This is a genomic window from Yoonia sp. 208BN28-4, assembly GCF_037543925.1.
Classification (GTDB): Bacteria; Pseudomonadota; Alphaproteobacteria; order Rhodobacterales; family Rhodobacteraceae; genus Yoonia.
This window is the reverse complement of sequence record NZ_JBBIFY010000002.1, coordinates 711783-733360: the sequence shown is the minus strand read 5'-3', so window position 1 is coordinate 733360 and position 21578 is coordinate 711783. Positions and strand designations below refer to the sequence as shown.

Genomic DNA, 21578 nt, shown 5'->3' with positions numbered 1-21578 from the left:
GTCAAAAAGACCACTGGAGGGGACTATGAACGGAGCGGACACCGCCTGGATGATCGTTGCAACAGCATTGGTGCTGTTCATGACATTGCCGGGCCTCGCACTTTTTTACGGCGGCCTTGTGCGTTCGCGCAATGTGCTTAGCGTTTTCATGCATTGTTATGCCATTGCCTGCTTGATGAGCATCCTTTGGTTTGCTTTTGGCTATTCCATCGCATTTGGCGGCGCGGAAAGCCCGCTGTGGGGCGGTCTGGACAAGATGTTCCTGCAAGGGGTCACCATCGACAGCCTGTCGGGCACCCTGCCCGAAATCCTGTTCTTCGCTTTCCAGATGACTTTTGCCATCATTACCCCTGCCCTGATCGTCGGCGCTTACGTCGAACGTATCGGGTTCGGGTTTGTGTTGCTTTTCTCCAGCCTGTGGATGCTGCTGTGCTACGCGCCTGTTGTGCACTGGGTCTGGGGCGGCGGTTTGCTGGCTGACGGCACGTTGTTCGCGGAGCCTGTCATGGACTTTGCAGGTGGCATCGTTGTGCACGAAACCGCTGGTCTGGCCGCACTGATCCTCGTGCTTTTCCTTGGCCCACGCCGTGAAAAGACAAAGCCGCCGCATAATCCCGGCATGGTGATGATCGGTGCTGCGATGCTGTGGGTCGGTTGGTTCGGCTTTAACGGTGGTTCGCAGCTGGCCGCTGACGCAGGTGCTGCAATGGCCCTGACCGTCACACACCTGTCGGCTGCTGCTGCATCCCTGACGTGGGCGCTGTGGGAGAAGATCAAGTTTGGTCGCGCGTCTCTTGTTGGTATCGTGACAGGCACGATCGCAGGTCTGGCCTCCGTCACACCTGCCTCCGGTTTCATCACGCCCATTCAGGCGCTGATCATCGGTGGTGTCGCAGGTATCCTGTGTCAGGAAGGCGTGAACTTCATCCGCAACAAGGTGGGCGTTGACGATACGCTGGATGTGTTTGCGGTTCACGGTGTGGGCGGTATCTTTGGCACGATCATGATCGCGGCCTTCGGCATTGGATCATGGGCATCGCAGCTTGGGTCGCTTGTTGTGGTCGGTCTTTATACAACTGTCGTGACAGTCGTTCTGATTATGATCTGCAAGGCGCTGACATCGTTGCGCGTCGATCACGAAACCGAAGTGAACGGCCTTGATCTGGCGGTGCATGGCGAGCGTGCCTACGACATCACCAGCTAAGACTTTCGAATATCCAAAGCAGAGGCGGGCCATCACGGTCCGCCTTTTGCGTGTCAGCCTTGAATAGCAGCCTCAAAGCCCTGCACATCCTGCGCCCGCATCGCGGTCCAAAGCTTATCAGACGCCGCATCGCCGATCAGGGTGTCGGACTTGCGCCGTAGCTTTCTGGCAAGATCATCAATCGCGACGGGTGCGGCCAGATCGTAGTGCTTTTCCTGCCGACCTTTTGGGCCGGTGACGATCATGCGGGTCTGCATCTCGCTCAGGGTATCATCAGCCACGACATGGACCTTTTCGCGCTGGGCGATCAAATTTACATTTTGAGCGGCAGCATCTGAGAACTGATCAATGTCGCCCGTATCAATCCCCAGCACCGCCATAGCAGCGGTGTGGCGATAGCTGAATTTGCACGCCAGTCCGGTATCGGGCGACGCGACATTACAAACCGTCAGCCAGCGCGGGTGGGTGACCACGTCAATACGCGCGACCTCCTCGGATAGCTCGCAAGTGGCCAAGGCTTCCAACATGGCGTGCAGGCCGTGGCAGCACGCGTGAAACTTGTGGCTGATTGACGTGATCTGCCAATCCTGACCCAAGCCATCCAGCGCAGTCATATCCGCCGCGCCGTGGTGTGTTGCCGCAAATGCGGTCATGGCGCTGGGCGATGAGGTCATCCCCGCCTGCGCCCAGAGTACGGCCTCAATCCCTGTGCGCGCGGCAAGTCCCGCATTCAGCGGTTTGCCCATGGTGCCAAACTGCACCTTCAGACCCGATGCCATCGTGGCGCAAAGGCCTAACGCATTCACCATCTGGATTTCGGACAAGCCCAGTAGGCGTCCTGCCGCAAGCGTGGCACCAAAGGCACCGGCGGTTGCCGTCTGGTGATACCCGATCTGATAATGATCGCGGCCGAGCCAGACACCCGCACGAACGGACCCCTCAATGCCGACCAAGGCGGCATCGCGCAAGGCTTGCCACGGGTGACGCCCCGCTAAGGCGAAGACTGCGGGGAGCACGGCAACGGATGGGTGACCGATATGGGCAAAGTGTGTGTCGTCGTAGTCCAGTGCGTGAGACAGCGTGCCGTTGATCAAAGCAGCCTGTGCCGGATCAAACGCCCCGCCGCCGAAAACAGGCGCATCGCCGCCCTGCCTCATGGACGCGACCCAAGCCGCAAATTCGCCGTGGCGCGCGCCTGCAATGCCACAGGCGGCCCAGTCGCATATGCTCAGATCAGTGATCGCCAGCGCCGCATCGCCCGCAACTGGACCAGCTGCAAATTCTGCAAGACGCTGTGCGGGATCAGCCATAAAGCTCTGCCGCGCGCTTTTCAAAGGATCGCACAATGCGGGTCATCGCTTCGTTAAAAAACAGACCAGCGGCCCCTTGCAATAAGCGGTTCTTGAACTCGAAATCGACGGCAAACGCCACCTCGCACCCGCCGTCCACATCGCGAAACCGCCAGGTGCTTTCCAGATGTTTGAATGGACCGTCGATATAGGCGGTGTCGATCTTCATATCGTCAGGCCATAACACAACGCGGCTACCAAACTTTTCGCGGAACACTTTGAACGACACCACCAGATCAGCCAGCATCACCGTGTGATCGCCCTGATCCTCGGTGCTGCGGATACGGGCAGCAGCGGTCCACGGCAAAAACTTGGGATAGCTGCTCACGTCGGCCACTAGGTCATACATCTGTTGGGCGGTATACGGCAGGCGCTTTGTTTCGGAATGGGCGGGCATCTTGGTCTTTCGGTCGTGACTTCCTGACATGATGTCGTAGGTTAGGCGCGAATTTGCAACCCGCATGAACACTCTGGGGACCACATGCCGCATAAACCCTATGTCATCGACCAGATGATCAGCGCCAAATCCATCGCCGCAAAAATCGAAGACCTTGCCACCAAGATCGAGGTTGATTTCGCAGGCACCGACAAGCTTGTCGTCGTGGGCCTGCTTCGCGGATCATTTGTCTTTATCGCCGATCTGGTGCGCGAACTGGAACTGCCGGTCGAAGTTGATTTTCTTGAGGCATCCAGCTATGGCGATGCGATGGAAAGCAGCCGTGAAGTGCGGATTTTCAAAGACCTGCGCGGCACGATCGAAAACCGTGATGTGCTGATCGTCGAAGACATCATCGACACAGGCCACACGCTGGCCCATGTGGCGGATTTCCTCAAATCAAAGAATCCCGCGCGCCTGAAATCCATTGCCCTGCTCGACAAGCCCGCCCGCCGCGAGGTGGACTACAAACCCGACTATATCGGCTTTGAAATTCCCGACGAATTTGTTGTGGGCTACGGCATCGACTTCGCGCAACGGAACCGCAATCTGCCCTATATCGGCAAAGTGCGGTTCACCGAAGACTAGAGCAAATTTGACAAGGCTCGTGCTGCCGATTTTTTCTCGTCGCTCAGGCTGGTATCGAGGCGGTTGCACACGGGCACGGCGGTAAAGAAGAAATCCGGATCGCTGTCGATATCCTGAAACTCCCGCGCAAGAATACAGAACGCGTAGGCGCGCAGATCATCATCATCGCCAACGGCATAGTCCGGGTCACCATGGGCCGTAACAAGATCGGCCAAAGCACGCGTGTTGCCCTGCGCCCAAGCATCCAACAGTAACGCGCGGCCTGCTTGCAGGTCTTGCGATGTGCCACGGCCATAAAGCTTTGCACCACCCACCAGCAATGCGCCGTCATAGGTGGCCCCTGCCGCAAGTCCTTGGCTGTAAAGATCATAGGCCTTCGCCAAATCCTCCGCCTCGCCCTTACCAAAGGATGCCAGATCACCAAGCCGGATATAGCCGTCAGGGTGGCCCGCATCGATGGCCTGCTGGAAATAGCCGCGCGCCTTGTCAAAATCCGTCTCGCCCGCTTCGCCGTATTCGTAGATGTCGCCAAGCACTTCAAACGACAGGCCATCCCCCAAAGCCGCACCATTTTCCGCAACTTCTAGCCCGCGTACAGGGTCTGCCGGTCCGCCGTATCCAAAGACCAATGACTGCGCGAGGTATCCGTGCGCGGCCACATGGCCCAATTCCGCCGCGCGGGAAAAATAGGCATCGGCGGCCGTGTCATCCATGTCGGTGCCCAAGCCATAGGTCAGCATGTAGCCAGCGGCATAGTTGGCTTCTGGATGGTCCTGATCGGCGGCCTGCCGATAAAACGCCAGTGCTTTCGCATTATCCTCAGGCTCTCCGGTGCCAGTATACGCCGCCTCGCCCGCCTGAAACAGGATCTCGGGGTTGGTAGGATCAAGCGCCAATGCCTGCGCAATCAAAGCCTGCCCGTCGGCGGCATCCTGAACCGCGTCGCCCCCAAACAGCCTCAGATTGATCAGTTGCGCATAGGAAGACAAATATCCAAGGTCAGCGCCGGCACGGAACGCTGCAGCCGCTGCGACATCATCCGCGGGATACCCCGGCAAATCGTTCAGGTGCGTCAGCCCGATATTATGGAACGCTTTGGCATAGCCTTGATCGGCAGCTGCCTGATAAAGCTGCATCCCCTTGTCGAAGTCAAATCCGGCATAGGCCGCGTCCGTGAACAGGGTCGCCAACAGGTTTTGCGCCACCGCATTTCCAGTATCCGCCAGTGGTGTGGCCAAGGCCACGACCTGCGCATAGTCGCCCGAGAAATAGGCCTCTCGCGCGGGTTGGGCGGCATCGTAGGCCGCCACGAACGGACCATCTGTCGGCACATCTCGCGCCTGACTGATGACATCAGAAGGAAGCAAAAGCGCGGCACAAAGCGCTGCGACGGAAAAGGATGTTCTCATTTGAATACCTGACACTTAAACTGATCGTTGAATAGCAAAAGGCTAGACCGTCAATTTCAGTCTGTCGAGGACAGGTATTCCACCATGAATTTCTTCTGGTTGCTGCGCGCCAAGCGCTGGGCGCAAAACCCGCCATCCGCCAAAATGGTGATGCTGGTGATCGGCATCATTGCCTTTTGTCTGGCGCTTTACGGGTTGGAATATTTCTATGGGCCGTTTTTTGACGACGACATCCTGCGCCAGAACCGCAGGATGCCCAATTTCTAGCGCCTTAGGCCTGACCCAGCTTTTTCAGACGCGCCGCGCGTAGCTGTGCAAAATCATCGCCCGCGTGGTAGGATGAACGGGTCAGTGGTGTGGCCGAAACCATCAGGAAGCCCTTGCCATAAGCCGCTTTTTCGTAAGCTGCGAATTCTTCGGGGGTGACAAAACGGTCAACGGCATGGTGCTTTGGGGTCGGCTGCAAATACTGGCCAATGGTCAGGAAATCGATGTCGGCCGCGCGCATGTCTTCCATGACCTGAATGACCGATTGCTTGTCCTCACCCAAGCCGACCATGATGCCAGACTTGGTAAACATCGACGGATCAAGCTCTTTCACGCGCTGCAAAAGCCGCAGCGAATGGAAATACCGCGCACCGGGACGCACTTCAGGATACAAACCAGGGACAGTTTCAAGGTTGTGATTGAACACATCGGGTTTTGCATCAACGACGACCTTTAACACACTGTCATCACAGCGAATAAAGTCCGGCGTGAGAATTTCGATTGTCGTGCCGGGCGACTGGCGACGCACCGCGCGGATGGTTTGCGCAAAGTGTTCGGCACCGCCGTCTTCCACATCGTCACGATCAACAGACGTGATCACAACATGATTCAGGCCCAGCTTTTTCACCGCATCCGCAACGCGGCCCGGCTCGAACACGTCCAACGCCTCTGGCGGTTTGCCGGTCGCGATGTTGCAGAATGTGCAGGCGCGCGTACACACCTCGCCCATGATCATCATGGTGGCGTGGCCCTGGCTCCAGCATTCACCGACATTCGGGCAGCCGGCCTCTTCGCACACCGTGACAAGCTTGTGTTCGCGCATAATATCGCGCGTCTGCTTGTAGCCGTCAGATGTGGGTGCCTTGACCCTGATCCAGTCGGGTTTCTTGGGCTGCGCTGCATCAGGGCGGCGCTGCTTTTCCGGGTGACGCTGGGCAGGGATTTTCAGATCGCGCGTGGCCATAGGATGCTTTCCGGCTTGATTTCACACAATGATCTAGACTTTACCCTACGCAATGTCCACTGCGCGAACGTCGCGCATAGCGGGGTTGAACCGCCCGCATGCCACACCCCTAGCCGATCATCGGACCAAACTGTCCTTGCGTTTCCTCGTAATGGCGCGACAGGCGTTGCAAGGCGATCCGCAACACGATCTTGCCAGACCGCGCCGACCAGCCAAGCGCCTTCTCGGTCACCTCAAGCCCTTCAAGCAGGCAGCAGCACCGCATCATCACGTCGCCAAGACCGGGGCCAAGCTCGCGCAAGGCTGCCAGCACACGTGCCTCGGCCCGCGCGGAGGCTTCCGACAAGGCATCGCCTGCGCTATCGGGAAGCGCCATCATCGCATCCCATGATTTGACCGCCCGCATCGCTGGTGACGAAAGTTCAAAGTCCTCGCGCAGCCGCTCGCCCGCACTGACCAGCCGCTTGGTCAGGAACGGTTCACCGTCCTTGTCCTTTCGGCGCGACAAAGCCACCAGCGGGCTTTCTGTGACGTGGTAGCGTGACCGCGTTGTCTGACCGGGAGCGGGTGCAAAATCCCACCCGCGATCCTGTGCACCGATGTCGCCTTGCCGGTCAGCAAAGCCCTGCGCGCGGTTTTCATCGTCCGCGGTCAGGCGACGCAAGGCAGCGCGACCCGCGTTATTGATAAAATACCGGTTGATGCGGCCCGCAGGTTCGGGACAGGTGATCCAGTCCTTAAGCGCCATCGCCTGCGCAATTTCGCGGTCTACGACAGCGGTGCGCAGGGATGTACCGTCATCGGCCTCACGGACAACAACCGCTGTTTCCATTTCCATGGCCACAGCCAAAACGGCCCGCGGTTCGCACAAACGGCGCAGCACGCGTTTGGCTTCTTTGTCGATCCGGTCTTGTGTCAGTATTTCGTCGGCAGGTACGGCGGCGTGGCGCATTTCGTAAGTCATTGCAGAATGGTCCTTTTTGGCGGTTTTCACAGGCAAGTTTGCAAGCTGCCTTAGCGCATCATCGATCAGTGGGTCATCGCGCAGTCCTTCCAGACGGCGCACCTGTCGCAGGATCGTCGAAGGATGACACGACACCTGTCGTGCCAGCGCCCTGATCGATAACCCGCTTTCGGTATGCGCAAGATAATGTCGTGCCGCCAAAGGCACCCACGCAGGCCAATCGGGCCTCCGTATAGGATTGGCTAAATCCATTTGTCGTTCCCCCTGTTTCATTCAGGCCCCCACAGCCCGATGACACCTGCCCCAGACAGGCGTCACAGCTATGCAACCTAGAGATGTATTCGTTACCCAATGGTTAACAATGACGGCGCAAAACCAGCTTTGTTTCGAAAAGGTAAATTTCTGACACAGGGTGCGAACGCACAAAACGCCATTTGCGCAACACCCCGCGGGCTGCGGCTAACACTTTGGGCAGACCACCAAATGTTGAAAAACTGAAAGGCCAGACCATGCTCGATCTTCTTAGCCAAGTTGCCACCCTCAAACGCCCCAAGCTGTTGGTACGCGCGGCGCGATTTGGAATAGACGACTATCAACGCGACCGGCACCTGCGCCGCGTTCTCAAAAGCGAATCTATCTGCCACTCAGGTCCGGCGCTCCTGCGACTGATGGAGATCGAGCGCGAACACAACGATCTGCGCGTCGCTGACGACGGCAGTTATCTTATCTCAGAGCATGTAAATGTGCTGGTGGCGATCATGGGCGAAGCACAACTGCTCCGCGCCATGACCGCAAATGTCACCCCGATTACATAAAGGAATCGGGCATTGCCTGTTTCTTGTCGGCCACAAATGCCCGCAGCTTTGCCTCGATCTCGGGATCAAGGGCGGGTTGCTGGTAGGTATCAAGCATCTTTTGAACGCGAAGGGACGCAAGCGCCTGTGTGTCGCGCGCGCCCTCTTCGTCCCATGTCTCGAATGGCTTGTAGTCAAACAGATCAGAACGCCAGAACGCGGTTTTGAAATTGGCCTGCGTGTGTTCGCACCCAAGATAGTGGCCACCCGGCCCCACCTCTTCGATCGCGCCCATGGCTTGCATGTCTTCGGACATATCCACGCCTTTGGCGAAATGGTGCAACGTGCCAAGCTGGTCGGCGTCCATCACAAACTTTTCAAACGACGCAACGAGGCCACCTTCAAGCCAACCGCAGGAGTGCAGCATGAAGTTTACGCCAGACAGAAGGCCCATTTGCAGGCTGTTCGCCGTTTCATAAGCCGCCTGCGCATCGGGCAGTTTGGAGCCGCAGAACGATCCGGCAGAGCGGTACGGCACGCCCAAGCGCCGCGCAAGTTGACCCGCGCCATAGGTGATATGTGCAGCTTCGGGCGTGCCAAAGGTCGGCGCGCCAGAGTTCATATCGATTGACGTCACGAACGTGCCCATGATGACAGGCGCACCGGGGCGGATGATCTGGGAATAGGCAATGCCAGCCAACACTTCCGCAAACACCTGCGTCAGCGTGCCCGCCACGGACACGGGCGCCATCGCGCCGCCCACGATGAAGGGGCTGATGATGCTGGCCTGATTGTTTTTCGCAAACACTTCCAACGCGCCCATCATGATGCTGTCAAACGTCAGCGGGCTATTGATGTTAATCAGTGACGTCATCACCGTGTTCTGGTCGACAAAGTCGTCACCGAACAGGATTTTGCACATATCAACGCTGTCTTGGGCGCGCGACGGTTCTGTTACCGACCCCATGAACGGCTTGTCGGAATAGATCATATGCGCCAGCAGCATATCGAGGTGGCGCTTGTTCACGGGCACATCGGTGGGTTCGCAGACGGTGCCGCCCGAATGGTGCAGCCACTTGGACATGTAGCCCAGCTTCACGAATTTTTCGAAATCAGCAATCGTGGCATAACGGCGGCCACCCACAGCATCACGCACAAATGGCGGACCATAGACCGGGGCCAGCACAAGGTTCTTGCCGCCAATCTCGACCGAACGTGCGGGGTTGCGGGCGTGCTGCGTGAACGTCGCAGGAGCCGTGCTGCACAGCTTACGCGCCAGACCACGCGGAATGCGCACGCGCTCTCCATCAACTTCAGCGCCGACAGACTTCCACCGCTCCAGCGCTTCGGGACATTCGACAAAATTCACGCCAATCTCGGCCAGAACGGTTTCTGCGTTACGCTCGATCACTTCAAGGGCTGCATCGTCCAGCACTTCGTAGTTGGGGATATTGCGCTCAATGTATTTCGCCGTCTCAACGCTGACAGCCGTGCGCGCTGCACGCCGCGCGGCTCCGCCTCCACCCCGTGATCTGCGGCCTGCTGGTGCTGCGACGTCGGACATGATGCTACCCCTCATTCGATGCTTTGCGCGATAGATAGCTGTGTGCACGGCTATGTTGTGCGGAATTTGCGCCCTCTGGGACGCAAAAGCGACATCGGCTCACTTGCGCGAGCCGCGACCTGCGCGTAACGAAGCGCCATGGAAAATATGTCTCATGAACGGCTGCTGATCATCGATTTTGGCAGTCAGGTTACACAGCTGATCGCCCGCCGCCTGCGCGAACTGTCGGTCTATTGCGAAATCCACCCGTACCAGAACGTGGATGATGCGTTTTTGGCTGATTTTGCACCCAAAGCCGTGATCCTGTCAGGCGGTCCCGACAGTGTGACACGCGACGGATCACCGCGCGCGCCGCAAAGCGTGTTTGACATGGGCGTGCCTGTGCTTGGCATCTGCTACGGCCAGCAAACGATGATGACACAGCTGGGCGGCAAGGTTGTCAGCGGCGAAGGCACAGCCGAATTTGGCCGCGCCTATGTGACGCCACAAGACAAGCTGTCGCTGCTGGACGGCTGGTTCCTGACCGACCGTGAACAGGTCTGGATGAGCCACGGCGACCATGTCTCTGAAATCGCTCCGGGTTTTGCGGTTTATGGCACGTCGCCTAATGCGCCGTTTGCCGTGACGGCGGACGTCGCCCGCAACTTCTATGCGGTGCAATTCCACCCCGAGGTGCACCACACGCCAAATGGCGCGAAGCTGTATGAAAACTTCGTGCGCATCGCGGGCTTTTCAGGTGACTGGACGATGGGCGCCTACCGCGAACAGGCGATTGCCGCGATCCGCGAACAGGTTGGCGACAAAAAGGTCATCTGCGGTCTATCCGGCGGCGTCGATTCGTCCGTCGCCGCTGCGTTGATCCACGAGGCGATTGGCGACCAGTTGACCTGCGTGTTCGTCGATCACGGTCTGCTGCGCATGAACGAGGCCGAAGAGGTCGTGACCATGTTCCGCGACAATATGAACCTGCAGGTGATTCACGCTGATGAACGTGAATTGTTCTTGGGCGAGTTGGAGGGCCAGTCCGACCCCGAAACCAAGCGCAAGATCATCGGTAAGCTGTTCATCGACGTGTTCCAGAAATACGCAAACGAGATCGAGGGCGCTGAATTCCTCGCCCAAGGCACGCTCTATCCTGACGTGATCGAATCTGTGTCCTTCTCGGGCGGTCCTTCGGTCACCATCAAAAGCCACCACAATGTCGGTGGTCTGCCTGAAAAGATGGGCCTGAAACTGGTCGAGCCACTGCGCGAGTTGTTCAAGGATGAGGTCCGCGCACTGGGCCGCGAATTGGGCCTGCCTGCATCGTTCATTGGCCGCCACCCATTCCCTGGACCGGGCCTCGCGATCCGCTGCCCCGGTGAGATCACCCGCGAAAAGCTGGAGATTTTGCGCAAGGCCGATGCAGTTTATATCGACCAGATCCGTAAGCACGGTTTGTATGATGACATCTGGCAGGCCTTCGTAGCCATCCTGCCTGTGCGCACCGTCGGTGTGATGGGTGACGGGCGCACGTATGATTTTGCCTGTGCGCTGCGGGCTGTCACATCCGTGGATGGCATGACCGCGGATTACTATCCGTTCAGCCACGAATTTCTGGGCGAAACCGCGACCCGCATCATCAACGAGGTGCAGGGCATAAACCGCGTGACCTATGACATCACCAGCAAGCCTCCGGGCACGATTGAGTGGGAATAACAGGCGCTTAGCGCGCACTCCTCACCCTTTGTAATCGTCCATCAACGGGGCAACCGGCAGTTCCCCGACGGCACAGGCCGCAGGCGTTGACGCGCGCTGGCCCACGTTGAACCACTCATCGCGCGCAGCCAGATCAATCGAGATCACTGGCCCCACCGACAGCGGGTTGCGGCCCCAGTGCGCATCGGCAAACGGATCAGCGTCAAACCATTGCGCGGGGCTGCCTTGCTGCATTCCCGCCCGCGCCATCAGAAAACCGGCCAGACAATCGACCTGTCGTTCGACCATTCCACGCAGTGCTGCCTCGTCTTGCGGCCGCGACCGCACCTGCGACAGCGCGAAATCGGCCATGCCGTGCTGCACTTGCACCGCGTGGCCAAGACCATGAGCGATAAGATAAAAACCGTAGGGCTTTCCAGCAGCATCGCGGGTCAGGTAAATCGTGTTGTTTGACGTGCAATACGCCACATCATCATTCACGTCGGCGTTTGCGCCGCAATTTCCGGCGATCTGCGCCACAAGCTGCACGTTTGGCATCGTGTCGTAACTGGCCCGCGCCGCCGCGATCAGCGGATCACCCGTTTCCGCACCCGCAGCGCCACCGGTGAAAGCAGCCGCACATAAAACCAGCCAACGCATTGCAAAACCTTTCTGTCGCGGTCATTCCTGCCGCCATTCACCTTTGACCATGGTTCAACACTGATGCCCGCGCAACCTCGCTCTCCTGTCATCACGGCGGCTTTCTGGATGCTGGGCGCAATTGTGGCCTTTACCAGTATGACCGTCGCGGGTCGCGCGGTCAGCGACCAGCTCGATACGTTCGAGATCATGCTTTACCGCAGCCTGACAGGGATCATCGTTGTGCTAATCGTGGGCGGTTGGGCCGGCACGCTTCGTCAGGTCAGCACCGCAAAGTGGCGACTGCACGGTGTGCGCAACGTGGCCCACTTCACAGGACAAAACCTGTGGTTCTACGCCATTACGGTGCTGCCACTGGCGCAGGTTTTCGCGTTAGAACTGACCTCGCCTATTTGGGTCGTGATCCTGTCACCGCTATTTCTGGGCGAGAAACTGACCCGCGTGAAAGCTTTTTGCGCCATCGCAGGCTTTATCGGCGTTCTGATTGTTACACGTCCGGGCATGGCGCCGCTGTCGGCGGGCGTATTTGCGGCCGCAGGTGCTGCATTTGCCTTTGCGCTGACGGCGATCTTCACACGCCAATTGACCCGCAGCGAATCGATTACAACGATCATGGTCTATCTCACCTGCTTTCAGGCGGTGTTCGGGCTGGTCTGCGCAGGCATCGACGGAGACATCACCCTGCCCTCTGCCGACAAGCTGCCGTTTGTCATCATTATCGGGTTGGCCGGACTGACCGCGCACTTCTGCCTGACCACGGCCCTGTCCATCGCGCCAGCAAGTGTTGTGATGCCCATCGACTTTGCGCGCCTGCCCGTCATTGCGGTGATCGGCATGCTTCTTTACAGCGAAGCGCTTGATATTTTTGTGTTTATCGGCGGCGCACTGATTTTTGCAGCCAATTACCTCAATATCCTGTCGGCCTCACGGGCCAAGCCGGACTAGTGCACATTTGTGACTCGCGTAGGGTCATAAATCTATGACGTGGCGTCAATAATTGACCGAATCTCCCCACGCTCCCTACGGTGCCTGACAGGGAACGAATTCATGACAGGGATGAGGACATGAAAAAAACGACATCAGCGGTTGCAGCACTTTTGCTGACAACAACCGCCGCCAGCGCCGCAGGTATTGAGCGCGGCAACAACGATTACTCCGTGCTTTTCGAAGACGGCAACTATGCCAAGCTGTCGTATTCGACAGTCCGCCCAAGCGTCTCTGGCGACTATGGTGCAGTATTTGGCCCGTTCGCAGGCACGTCCACTGGCACGATGAGCGAAGACTATTCGTCAATCGGTGCATCGCTGAAGTACGGCATCACACCTGATCTGGACATTGCACTGTTCCTCAACCAGCCGTTTGGCGCAAACGCACTTTACCCCGATGGTCCGTATTCCGGTCTGGGCGCGCAGTGGGACAGCAATCAGGTTGCCCTTGTGCTGAAGTATCAGGCGACGCCGAATATCTCGGTTTACGGTGGTGTGCGCAGCATCGAATCCAACGCAACAATCGCAATTCCTGACACGCTGGTGCGTGGTGGTCTGGCCCGCGGTGCACAAGCTGCTGTTGCAGCCGCCACAGCAAGCGGCAACCCGACTGCAATCGCACAGGCCAACGGTGCGCTGGCTGGTGTTGTTGGTGCCCCTGCCGGTGCTTTCGCATATGACGCCAAGGCCCGTGCAGATCGTCAGACGTCCTACATTGCCGGTGCAGCTTACGAGATGCCAGAGATCGCCCTGCGCGTCGCGTTGACATACGAAAGCGGCTACACACATTCGTTCGACACCACCGAAACCGTTCTGGCATCGCCAGCAACATCCGGTGACAGCACGACCGAAATCGAGATGCCGCAGTCGGTCACGCTTGATTTTCAGTCCGGCGTTGCCGCCAACACACTCGTTTTCGGCTCGATCAAATGGTCCGAATGGTCTGTCTGGGAAGTACGTCCGGCTGGCTACGAGGCCCTGACACGCGGCCAGCGCGTCACAGGTATCGACAACGACACGTTCACATACCGTCTGGGCGTTGGCCGTCAGTTCACTGACGAACTGTCCGGCTTTGCACGCGTCACATACGAAGCATCCAACGGCGATCCTGCATCGCGTCTGGCACCAACCGACGGCTCCACTGCGATCGGTATCGGCGGCACATACAGCTTTGACGACATCGAAGTCACAGCTGGCGTTGAATACGTCATGCTGGGCGACGCAACCGACGATAGCGGCACCGAATTTGCAGATAACTCTGCAATCGGCGTTGGCATCAGCATCGGTTACAGCTTCTAAAGCTCGCCACATAAATTGATCGAAAAACCCCGTCCCATGTGGCGGGGTTTTTTGTGCGCAATCTCAGGGTGATGCGCAGGAAACGGGTTGCGCATCGCCCTGCTGCGGCGTCAAGTGCCCGCATGACACCGCAAATGACCATGTCCAGCCGCGCTTGGGGCGAATTGATCCTTCTGTCGCTCATCTGGGGCGCATCGTTTCTGTCCATCCGGATTGCACTGAACGAAATCGGACCGCTGACCACGGTGGCGCACCGGGTCGGATGGGCGATGCTGGTTTTGTGGACCTATATCGCGCTGCGCCGTCTGTCGGTGCCACGCGCGCCACGCATCTGGGCTGCATTTCTTGTCATGGGGATCCTGAATAACGTGATCCCCTTCAGCCTGATGGCATGGGGTCAGTTGCATATCGAGACAGGACTGACCTCCATTCTGAACGCAGCCACGGCAGTTTTTGGCGTCATTGCCGCAGCGATTTTCTTTGCCGATGAGCGACTGACCTTGCGCAAGGCTGTAGGCACCGCAATCGGGTTTCTGGGCGTCGCCACTGCCGTGGGCCTGTCGGCGCTGACATCCTTTGACCTGCGGTCACTGGGCCAGCTGGCAGTTATCGGCGGCACTATCAGCTATGCCCTGGCTGGTGTTTGGGCGCGGCACATGTTGCGCGGCCTCACGCCCCAGGTCGCCGCAGCGGGCATGTTGACCGGATCAAGCCTTGTGATGATCCCCGCCGCTTACCTGATCGAAGGCCCGTTCCGTTTTGACCTCCAGCCGCAAACGTGGATCGCAATCGCCTATTACGCAATGATCGCCACCGCTGTAGCCTATCTGCTGTATTATCGGGTGCTCGCCATGGCGGGCAGCGGGAACCTGATGCTGTGCACACTTCTTGTAGCGCCTGTCGCGATTGTTCTGGGTGCGATTGTCCTGAACGAGGACCTGCCGCTGCGCGCCTATCTAGGCTTTGGCATTCTGGCCGTTGGTCTGGTGATCCTTGATGGCCGCCTCATAGCTCGCAAGAACAGCCCGCGCCGCGCGTAGCCCCGGAGCCTCGCCGCCGCGCCCCAGCCTATCCATCGTGGTAGACATCGCGGCAAGCTGCGCTGTCGGATCGGCCAGAACGCCAAGCAGACCGTCGGCAATCGCAGCACTTTCGCAGGCCTTGCCGATATATTCGGGGATGGTGCGCGTTTCGCTGACCAGATTGACCAGTGTCACCGTGTCCACCCGCAGCATACGTGAGATGATGAAGCGGCTGATCGGTGCCATATCGTAAGCGATCACCATGGGCGTGGCATGGGCAGCAAGTTCAAGCGACACCGTGCCGGACGCGGCCAGTGCCACATCAGCAGCCTTGAAGGCGGCACGTTTTTCCGCAGATGTGCTGCCTGCCGTGGGATCAAGCAAGATCGGGCGAACCGGCCATGTGGACGTCAATTCGCGCACCAATGCGGCCACCGGTGCCGCGCAAGGCACGACGACAGGCGCTGTCGGATACTGCTGGGCCACCTGCCCCAATGCCGCGCCAAACCGCTCTGCCAGTCGCGATACTTCGCCCCGCCGCGACCCTGGCAAGGCAAGGATCAACGGCCCCTCACCGATATTGTACGTCTGGCGAAAAGCAGCCGCGTCGTCTGCACTCGCCACCGGTTCCGCGACCACCGGATGCCCGACAAAATCGCAGGCCATGCCAGCGGCACGCATCAACGGCGGCTCAAACGGAAAAAGCGCCAACACATGATCAATATGCCGCGCCATCTTTGCAGCCCGTCCGGGCCGCCATGCCCAAACGGTTGGTGCAACATAGTGCACCGTGCGCACGGACGTTGCGGCCTTCACCAGCTTGGCCACGCGCAGGCAGAAATCGGGACTATCGATTGTGATCAACAAATCGGGCGGGTTGGAGATGATCGCATCGGCCATTTGCCTGATCCGCGCCTTCAGAGCACGATATTTCGGCAGAATTTCTGCCAGTCCCATCACGCTCAACTCGTCCATCGGAAAGCGGCTCACGAATCCTTCGGCCTGCATTAACGGCCCACCAACCCCGTCGAACGTCATGTCGGGGCGCAGCGATTTCAGACCAGCCATAAGTGCGCCGCCCAGTTTATCGCCTGACTGCTCGCCCGCGATGATAAAGACCTTCACGATCCATCCTCGCGCACCCACAGGAACATGCCTTGCGCATCCAGCATCTCGATCACCGTCGGCTGGTCGAGCACCATCACACCGCCAGCCGCAATGACAATACCAGCAAGTCCAGCCTCGGCCGCCTGCATGACGGTGTCGGGCCCAATCAATGGCAGATCGGCACGACGGTCCTGACCAGGCTTTGGCGCTTTATAAAGGATGCCATCATCTGCGGTCAGCGGCGGTTCTTCCGTGCCGCTCAACCAATCGCTGACGGCATCCAAGGCGTCACCTGCCACATCCATCGCATAGCCAAGCGGGTCGATCACATCACGCCGCGCATAGGGTTCGTAAAACTGCGCAATCATGGCCTCGGTGCCAGCGGCGTCTTCGGTTGCCTCCACGCGGCCCACGCGCACGATGCAGGCTTGCCCCTGATCTGCCGCCCCGATCTGCGCGACACAAGCCGCCCCCGCACGCGCATCGGCCTCGTGCCATGCCTGCGGTTTGGCCCGTGTCAGCACGCCAGCCTGCGGGATCAGATCAGGCGCAATGTCATGGGCGGCAACCACCTTGATCCCGCGTTCTTCAAAGATCGCGATGATGATCCGTAACGCGCCATCGTCACCCTGCGCAATCGCCTGCGCAATGCGCGGCACAAGCGGTGCAGTGGCCGCATCAACTGCACGAGGATCAACGTCAGGACGTCTGACAGCCCCCGCAAAACACACCCGCGTCACCCCGACACGCCGCAAAATATCAAGCGTCGTGCCCAGATGTTCGATCCTGAATGACAGATCAACGGACAAATCAGGTGCATGTCCATCAAGGGCGCAGATATAAGGCTTTTCAGGCAAGCGCGCGACCAAAGCCGCAGGAAGCCCACCGGTGCCTGCGACCAGCGCAAGCATCACTTGGGCGTCAGGTAACCGCGGTCGCTGTCACCAATAATAAAGGCCACCATTTGCTGCACGTAGGCGCTGTCGCTTTCGCTTTTCAGACGCTCGGCGCGGTCGTGGAACGTGCCCTCACCATCGCGCAACGCCTGAAATCCGGCCCGCAGCGCGGTAATATCGGCCCGGCTCACACCCTTGCGCTTGAGACCAACTAGGTTCAGCCCATCCAGTTCACCACGTGGACCCATAACAAGACCATGCGGGATCACGTCGTGTGTCACCATCGACAACGCCCCGATGATAGCGCCTTTGCCGATCCGCACAAACTGGTGCACACCGCAAAGCCCGCCCACGATAACATCATCCTCGATCACGCAATGCCCGGCAATCGCCGTGGAATTTACGATTACAACGCGATTGGCGATCACCGCATCATGGGCCACGTGACAGCCCGCCATCAGCAGACAATCGTCGCCGATGCGGGTTTCACCACCACCGCCTTCGGTGCCGGTGTTGACGGTCACATGTTCGCGGATGCGGTTCCGCGCACCGATCCGTAGACGGGTCTTTTCGCCGCTGAATTTCAAATCCTGCGGAATTTCACCCAGCACAGCAAAAGAGAACACCACTGTGTCGGTGCCAATATGCGTATCACCGTCGATCACCACATGGCTTTTCAACGTGACACCATCGGCCAGCACCACCTCTGGCCCGATGACGCAGAAAGGGCCGATTTTGCAACCGGCACCGATCACCGCCTCTGGCGCGATAACGGCGGACGGGTGGATGTCGCTCACTTTGGCAGCTCCATCATGGCGGTAAATTCGGCCTCGGCGGCCATTTCGCCATCCACCATCGCCACGCCTTTAAACTTCCAGACCTTACCACCGGGCTTACCGCGCGTTGTTTCCAGATGCATCAAAAGCTGATCACCCGGGGTGACCATCTTGCGGAATTTGCAGCCATCAATCGCCATGAAATAGACGCCAAGATTACCGTCAGTCAGGCCCAGACTTGTGCCCACCATGACGGCAGCTGTTTGGGCCATCGCCTCAACGATTGTGACGCCGGGCATCACCGGATTACCGGGAAAGTGGCCCTGGAAATGCGGTTCGTTCATCGTGACGTTTTTAATGCCAACCGCAGATTTGATCCCGTCGATGTCGCGCACGCGGTCCACCAGCAAAAACGGATAGCGGTGCGGCAAAATCCGCTGGATCAGATCGATATCAGCCGTTGTCGGCGTTGCGGTGTCGGTCATGTCAAATGCGTCCTTTGTGATCTACGCGCGGCCAAAGCCTTTGAGATCACTAACAAACTGCCCGCATCCGGGCAAGCGCGGGCTAGTCGTCTGTGGCAGGCGTCTCAATGGGGTCGATAACGGCAGGCGTATCAGGCGACGGCGCAGGCGTGATGATAGGATCGTCCGGCGGTGTGACAGGTTCGGGGCGCGTGCCGTCGCCCAATGTTTCGTTCACCAGCGCAATCGCGTCCTGCGTGATATCAGCGGACCCCACGGCCAGAAAAACGGACCGGCGATCAAGCACCACCGAGGCGTTCCGCTCAAGCATCAGGCGGCCGATGATGGGATGAACTCGGTCGAAAAAGGCCGCACGCTCGGCTGATCGGCGGGCCACCAGGTCGTCGCGCGCAGCATCACGTTCACGGCGCAATTCCTGCGCTTTGGCGTCAAACGCTGCCGCCTCGGCGCGAAAGACGTCCGGTGCCATCGTCGGGCGACGGTCAGTCAGACTGCTTTCTTCGGCGACAAGCTCGGCCACGATCCGGTCGTTTTCGGCCTGCACAAGCTGGGCTGCGGCATCAAGCTCTGACAGGATGCGCTGCCCGTAAGCCGTGTTCAGAAACAGCACATCGTTGTCGATGATCAGCACTGATGACGGCGCAGGCGTCGGCGCTGTATCTTGTGCCACCGCCTGCCCGGCCAGAAGCATCGCCATGATGCAGCCCGCCAGATATCCCAGCGGACGCCGCATCAGAATTGCGTTGAGATCGTGATATCGAACGCTTTGGTCTGGTCACGGTCCTGTGCATCAAGCGCTTCGGTAAAGTTAAAGCGCAACGGGCCAATCGGCGTGTCCCAGAAGACAGCGATACCTGCGACAGTCCGGCCTGTGAAATCGTTATAAAGCACATCCTGACCGAAGGTGTTGCCCACGTCCCAGACCGACCCGTAGTCAAGGAATACACCGCCCGACAGGCCGTATTCCTCTGGCAGACCCAGCGGGAATTCCGCCTCAAGCCGCGCCACGGCAAAGGTGTTACCACCTAGCGCGTCGTCGGTTGCCGCATCGCGCGGGCCGATACCACCGGCTTGGAAACCACGCAGCACGCGGCTGCCAAGGAAGAAGCGGTCGGTGACGCGGCTGTCGTTGTCAGCGTAGTCCAGATGCCCGCCTTCGATGGTGGCACGCAGGGTGACCTCTTCGTTGAAGACCTTCGTTTCGGCAGATGCCAAAGCGGTCGTCTTGATGAAGTTGCTATCGCCAAAGCCGAATTCCTGACCAAAGCGCAACAAGACGCCCGAGTTCGGATCAAGCCCCGTGCGGCGGGTGTCATAGCTGTAGGTGTAGCCCAGCGAATTGGTCCAGATGCCCCCCGCGTCAGCCTCGTTCTGGATGATCACCGATGAATCGTCCTGCACGTCGGTCAGGTCGGTATATTCGGCGGCATAAAACAGCGCCAAACGGCCATTTTCGCTGACAGGGAAGTTCAGCGTCGGGCTCAGGCGGAATGTTTCGGTATCATAAAGCGCGTTCTGGTTATCGGTGGTGCGGTAGGCAAGGTTGATCCCTGCACGCAAATCACGGTCCAGAAATTGCGGCTCTGTGAACGAGAACGTCAGCAGACGGTTAGATTCTGCGGTGGACAGCTGAAAATTCAGGTTCTGGCCACGTCCAAGGAAGTTGCGCTGACGATAGCTGGCAACAAGCCCAAGCCCGTTATCGGTGTCGAAGTTGGCACCAAAAGATAGCGATCCTGTAGGTTGTTCGGTCACATCAACGTCGATGATGACCTGATCGGGGCGCGAGCCTTCGCGGGCTTCCACCTGCGCATCGGCAAAAAAGCCAAGGGCACGGATACGTTCGGCACTCTCGCGGATTTCGCGCGGGTTAAAGGGATCGCCTTCCACGGTGCGGAACTGGTTACGCACGACGCGGTCCAGCGTGGTGCTGTTGCCTTCGATATCGATCCGCTCGACAAAGACACGCTCACCGGGAACAAGTGCAAATTCGACATTCAGACGCAGATTGCGGTCATCGCGCGTGATCCGCGGCTCTACCTGCAAAAAGCGGATGCCCTGCTGGATCGCCAAACGCTCAAGCCGTGCGATATCGGTCTCCACGGTGGCAGGGCTGTAAATGTCACCGGTGCTTGTACGCAGGGCGTTGCGGAACAGCGCCTCATCCACGCCGGGCACCGTGCTGGTCAGTGTCACGTCGCCAAAGGCGAAACGCTGACCTTCCTGCACGTTGAACGTAATCAGATAAGCATCGCGTTCGCGTGTCAGCGCGACATCCACGTTCTGCACCACAAAATCGGCATAGCCGCGAGACTGGTAGAAGTCCGTCAGCACACGACGATCAAAATCAATCCGGTCAGCGACAAAGGTATCAGCGCTGATCAAGGCGCGCAAAACACCGGCCTGCTTGGTGGCCAGCACACGGCGCAAGCGCCCTTCCGAGAAACTGCGGTTACCGATAAAGCTGATGCGCTCGATCTCGGTGACGCCAGCCTCGTTCACTTCAAAAATCAGGTCCACGCGATTGTCGGAACGCTGGATAATCCGCGGCGTGACCGTCGCGTTGATCCGGCCCTGACTTGCATAAACTTCGGTGATGGCGGCCACATCACGCTCGGCCTGTGCGGGGCTGTAAACGCGGCGCGGTTGCGACCGGACGACCGACAGCAGCTCTGCGTCGCGCACTTCGGAGTTCCCTTCGACGTTCACACGGAACACGGTCGGGAATTCAACAACGTTGATATTCAGCGTGCCGCCGCTGGGCGTCACATCGACGGATTCAAACAGGCCGGAGTTGCGAATATTCTGCACCGCATCGTTCAATTGGCCCGCAGTCAGCGTTTCACCACGACTGATTCCGGCAAACGAAAGGATGGTGCCATCCTCAACCCGCTGGTTGCCTTCGATGTTCACCGAATTGAAAGTAAAGTTTTGCGCCATGGCAGCATGCGGCAAGACGCTTGCCACGCTTAACAAAATCGCAAAACCGGCAGATTTTGTCGCTGCCTGAAACTGCGCCACGCGCCCTGTTGACCGGATCATTTTTTATCGCCTGCTCTGCCATCCCACTGGGTAAGTGAGTAATCCTTCAAGACGGCCTTGTCAAAACGAACAAGCACGCCGCGAGCGAC

Annotated in this window: 21 protein-coding genes; 8 read left to right on the top strand and 13 right to left on the bottom strand. The window is 58.8% G+C overall.

The window, feature by feature from the left end:
• Nucleotides 1-25 precede the first annotated feature (25 nt).
• Nucleotides 26-1204 (top strand): ammonium transporter, encoded by a 1179-nt coding sequence (locus V8J84_RS09870; protein WP_339930558.1) that lies wholly within the window; start codon nucleotides 26-28, stop codon nucleotides 1202-1204.
• A gap of 53 nt (nucleotides 1205-1257) precedes the next feature.
• Here V8J84_RS09870 and V8J84_RS09865 read toward each other — a convergent pair whose 3' ends face one another.
• Entirely contained in the window at nucleotides 1258-2514 is a 1257-nt protein-coding gene (locus V8J84_RS09865; protein WP_339930556.1) for an MmgE/PrpD family protein, read from the bottom strand.
• Nucleotides 2507-2950, bottom strand: coding sequence for a type II toxin-antitoxin system RatA family toxin (locus tag V8J84_RS09860; RefSeq protein ID WP_339930722.1), 444 nt, complete (start codon nucleotides 2948-2950; stop codon nucleotides 2507-2509). Before V8J84_RS09860 ends, V8J84_RS09865 begins: the two co-directional genes overlap by 8 nt.
• Before the next feature lie 84 nt (nucleotides 2951-3034).
• Here V8J84_RS09860 and hpt point away from each other — a divergent pair, with 84 nt between their 5' ends.
• A complete protein-coding gene (hpt, locus tag V8J84_RS09855) occupies nucleotides 3035-3577 on the top strand; it encodes a hypoxanthine phosphoribosyltransferase (RefSeq protein WP_339930554.1) in 543 nt (180 codons plus the stop codon).
• Here the strand turns inward: hpt and V8J84_RS09850 are convergent.
• Nucleotides 3574-4986 (bottom strand): tetratricopeptide repeat protein, encoded by a 1413-nt coding sequence (locus V8J84_RS09850; protein ID WP_339930552.1) that lies wholly within the window; start codon nucleotides 4984-4986, stop codon nucleotides 3574-3576. The genes hpt and V8J84_RS09850 overlap by 4 nt on opposite strands.
• 84 nt (nucleotides 4987-5070) lie before the next feature.
• Between V8J84_RS09850 and V8J84_RS09845 the strand changes: the two genes are divergently transcribed.
• A complete protein-coding gene (locus tag V8J84_RS09845; protein WP_339930550.1) occupies nucleotides 5071-5253 on the top strand; it encodes a hypothetical protein in 183 nt (60 codons plus the stop codon).
• A gap of 4 nt (nucleotides 5254-5257) precedes the next feature.
• On the opposite strand, the gene lipA is transcribed toward V8J84_RS09845, so the two are convergent.
• Both lipA and V8J84_RS09835 read right to left on the bottom strand, forming a co-directional pair.
• A complete protein-coding gene (lipA, locus tag V8J84_RS09840; protein WP_339930548.1) occupies nucleotides 5258-6217 on the bottom strand; it encodes a lipoyl synthase in 960 nt (319 codons plus the stop codon).
• Between the two features lie 109 nt (nucleotides 6218-6326).
• Nucleotides 6327-7433 (bottom strand): DUF6456 domain-containing protein, encoded by a 1107-nt coding sequence (locus V8J84_RS09835; RefSeq protein ID WP_445285965.1) that lies wholly within the window; start codon nucleotides 7431-7433, stop codon nucleotides 6327-6329.
• A 257-nt stretch (nucleotides 7434-7690) separates the two neighbouring features.
• Between V8J84_RS09835 and V8J84_RS09830 the strand changes: the two genes are divergently transcribed.
• Entirely contained in the window at nucleotides 7691-7996 is a 306-nt protein-coding gene (locus V8J84_RS09830; RefSeq protein WP_339930544.1) for a DUF6477 family protein, read from the top strand.
• Here V8J84_RS09830 and V8J84_RS09825 read toward each other — a convergent pair.
• Nucleotides 7989-9539: a trimethylamine methyltransferase family protein gene (locus V8J84_RS09825; RefSeq protein WP_339930542.1), complete on the bottom strand. Its 1551-nt coding sequence runs from the start codon at nucleotides 9537-9539 to the stop codon at nucleotides 7989-7991. The genes V8J84_RS09830 and V8J84_RS09825 overlap by 8 nt on opposite strands.
• A gap of 138 nt (nucleotides 9540-9677) precedes the next feature.
• Between V8J84_RS09825 and guaA the strand changes: the two genes are divergently transcribed.
• Nucleotides 9678-11237 (top strand): glutamine-hydrolyzing GMP synthase, encoded by a 1560-nt coding sequence (gene guaA / locus V8J84_RS09820; RefSeq protein ID WP_339930540.1) that lies wholly within the window; start codon nucleotides 9678-9680, stop codon nucleotides 11235-11237.
• Nucleotides 11238-11258: 21 nt separating this feature from the next.
• Here guaA and V8J84_RS09815 read toward each other — a convergent pair whose 3' ends face one another.
• Nucleotides 11259-11876 (bottom strand): neutral zinc metallopeptidase, encoded by a 618-nt coding sequence (locus V8J84_RS09815; RefSeq protein WP_339930538.1) that lies wholly within the window; start codon nucleotides 11874-11876, stop codon nucleotides 11259-11261.
• Between the two features lie 63 nt (nucleotides 11877-11939).
• Here V8J84_RS09815 and V8J84_RS09810 point away from each other — a divergent pair, with 63 nt between their 5' ends.
• From V8J84_RS09810 to V8J84_RS09800, 3 genes are all read left to right on the top strand, one after another.
• Nucleotides 11940-12821, top strand: coding sequence for a DMT family transporter (locus tag V8J84_RS09810; RefSeq protein ID WP_339930536.1), 882 nt, complete (start codon nucleotides 11940-11942; stop codon nucleotides 12819-12821).
• Between the two features lie 119 nt (nucleotides 12822-12940).
• Nucleotides 12941-14161 (top strand): outer membrane protein transport protein, encoded by a 1221-nt coding sequence (locus V8J84_RS09805; protein WP_339930534.1) that lies wholly within the window; start codon nucleotides 12941-12943, stop codon nucleotides 14159-14161.
• Nucleotides 14162-14283: 122 nt separating this feature from the next.
• Entirely contained in the window at nucleotides 14284-15201 is a 918-nt protein-coding gene (locus V8J84_RS09800) for a DMT family transporter (protein ID WP_339930532.1), read from the top strand.
• Here the strand turns inward: V8J84_RS09800 and lpxB are convergent.
• The 6 genes from lpxB to bamA form a co-directional block, all read right to left on the bottom strand.
• The gene (gene lpxB, locus V8J84_RS09795) at nucleotides 15118-16308 is read right to left on the bottom strand and encodes a lipid-A-disaccharide synthase (RefSeq protein ID WP_339930530.1); all 1191 of its coding nucleotides are present in this window, start codon (nucleotides 16306-16308) and stop codon (nucleotides 15118-15120) included. The genes V8J84_RS09800 and lpxB overlap by 84 nt on opposite strands.
• Nucleotides 16305-17201 carry an LpxI family protein gene (locus V8J84_RS09790; protein WP_339930528.1) on the bottom strand — a complete coding sequence of 299 codons (897 nt, stop codon included), beginning with the start codon at nucleotides 17199-17201 and terminating at the stop codon, nucleotides 16305-16307. Before V8J84_RS09790 ends, lpxB begins: the two co-directional genes overlap by 4 nt.
• Entirely contained in the window at nucleotides 17201-17983 is a 783-nt protein-coding gene (lpxA, locus tag V8J84_RS09785) for an acyl-ACP--UDP-N-acetylglucosamine O-acyltransferase (protein WP_339930526.1), read from the bottom strand. The genes V8J84_RS09790 and lpxA overlap by 1 nt, the downstream gene beginning before the upstream one ends.
• Complete coding sequence (gene fabZ, locus V8J84_RS09780; protein WP_339930524.1) at nucleotides 17980-18447, bottom strand: 3-hydroxyacyl-ACP dehydratase FabZ; 468 nt, start codon at nucleotides 18445-18447, stop codon at nucleotides 17980-17982. Before fabZ ends, lpxA begins: the two co-directional genes overlap by 4 nt.
• A gap of 82 nt (nucleotides 18448-18529) precedes the next feature.
• Nucleotides 18530-19180, bottom strand: a complete 651-nt coding sequence (locus tag V8J84_RS09775) for an OmpH family outer membrane protein (protein ID WP_339930522.1) — start codon at nucleotides 19178-19180, stop codon at nucleotides 18530-18532.
• Nucleotides 19180-21489, bottom strand: a complete 2310-nt coding sequence (bamA, locus tag V8J84_RS09770; RefSeq protein WP_339930520.1) for an outer membrane protein assembly factor BamA — start codon at nucleotides 21487-21489, stop codon at nucleotides 19180-19182. The genes V8J84_RS09775 and bamA overlap by 1 nt, the downstream gene beginning before the upstream one ends.
• Nucleotides 21490-21578 lie beyond the last annotated feature (89 nt).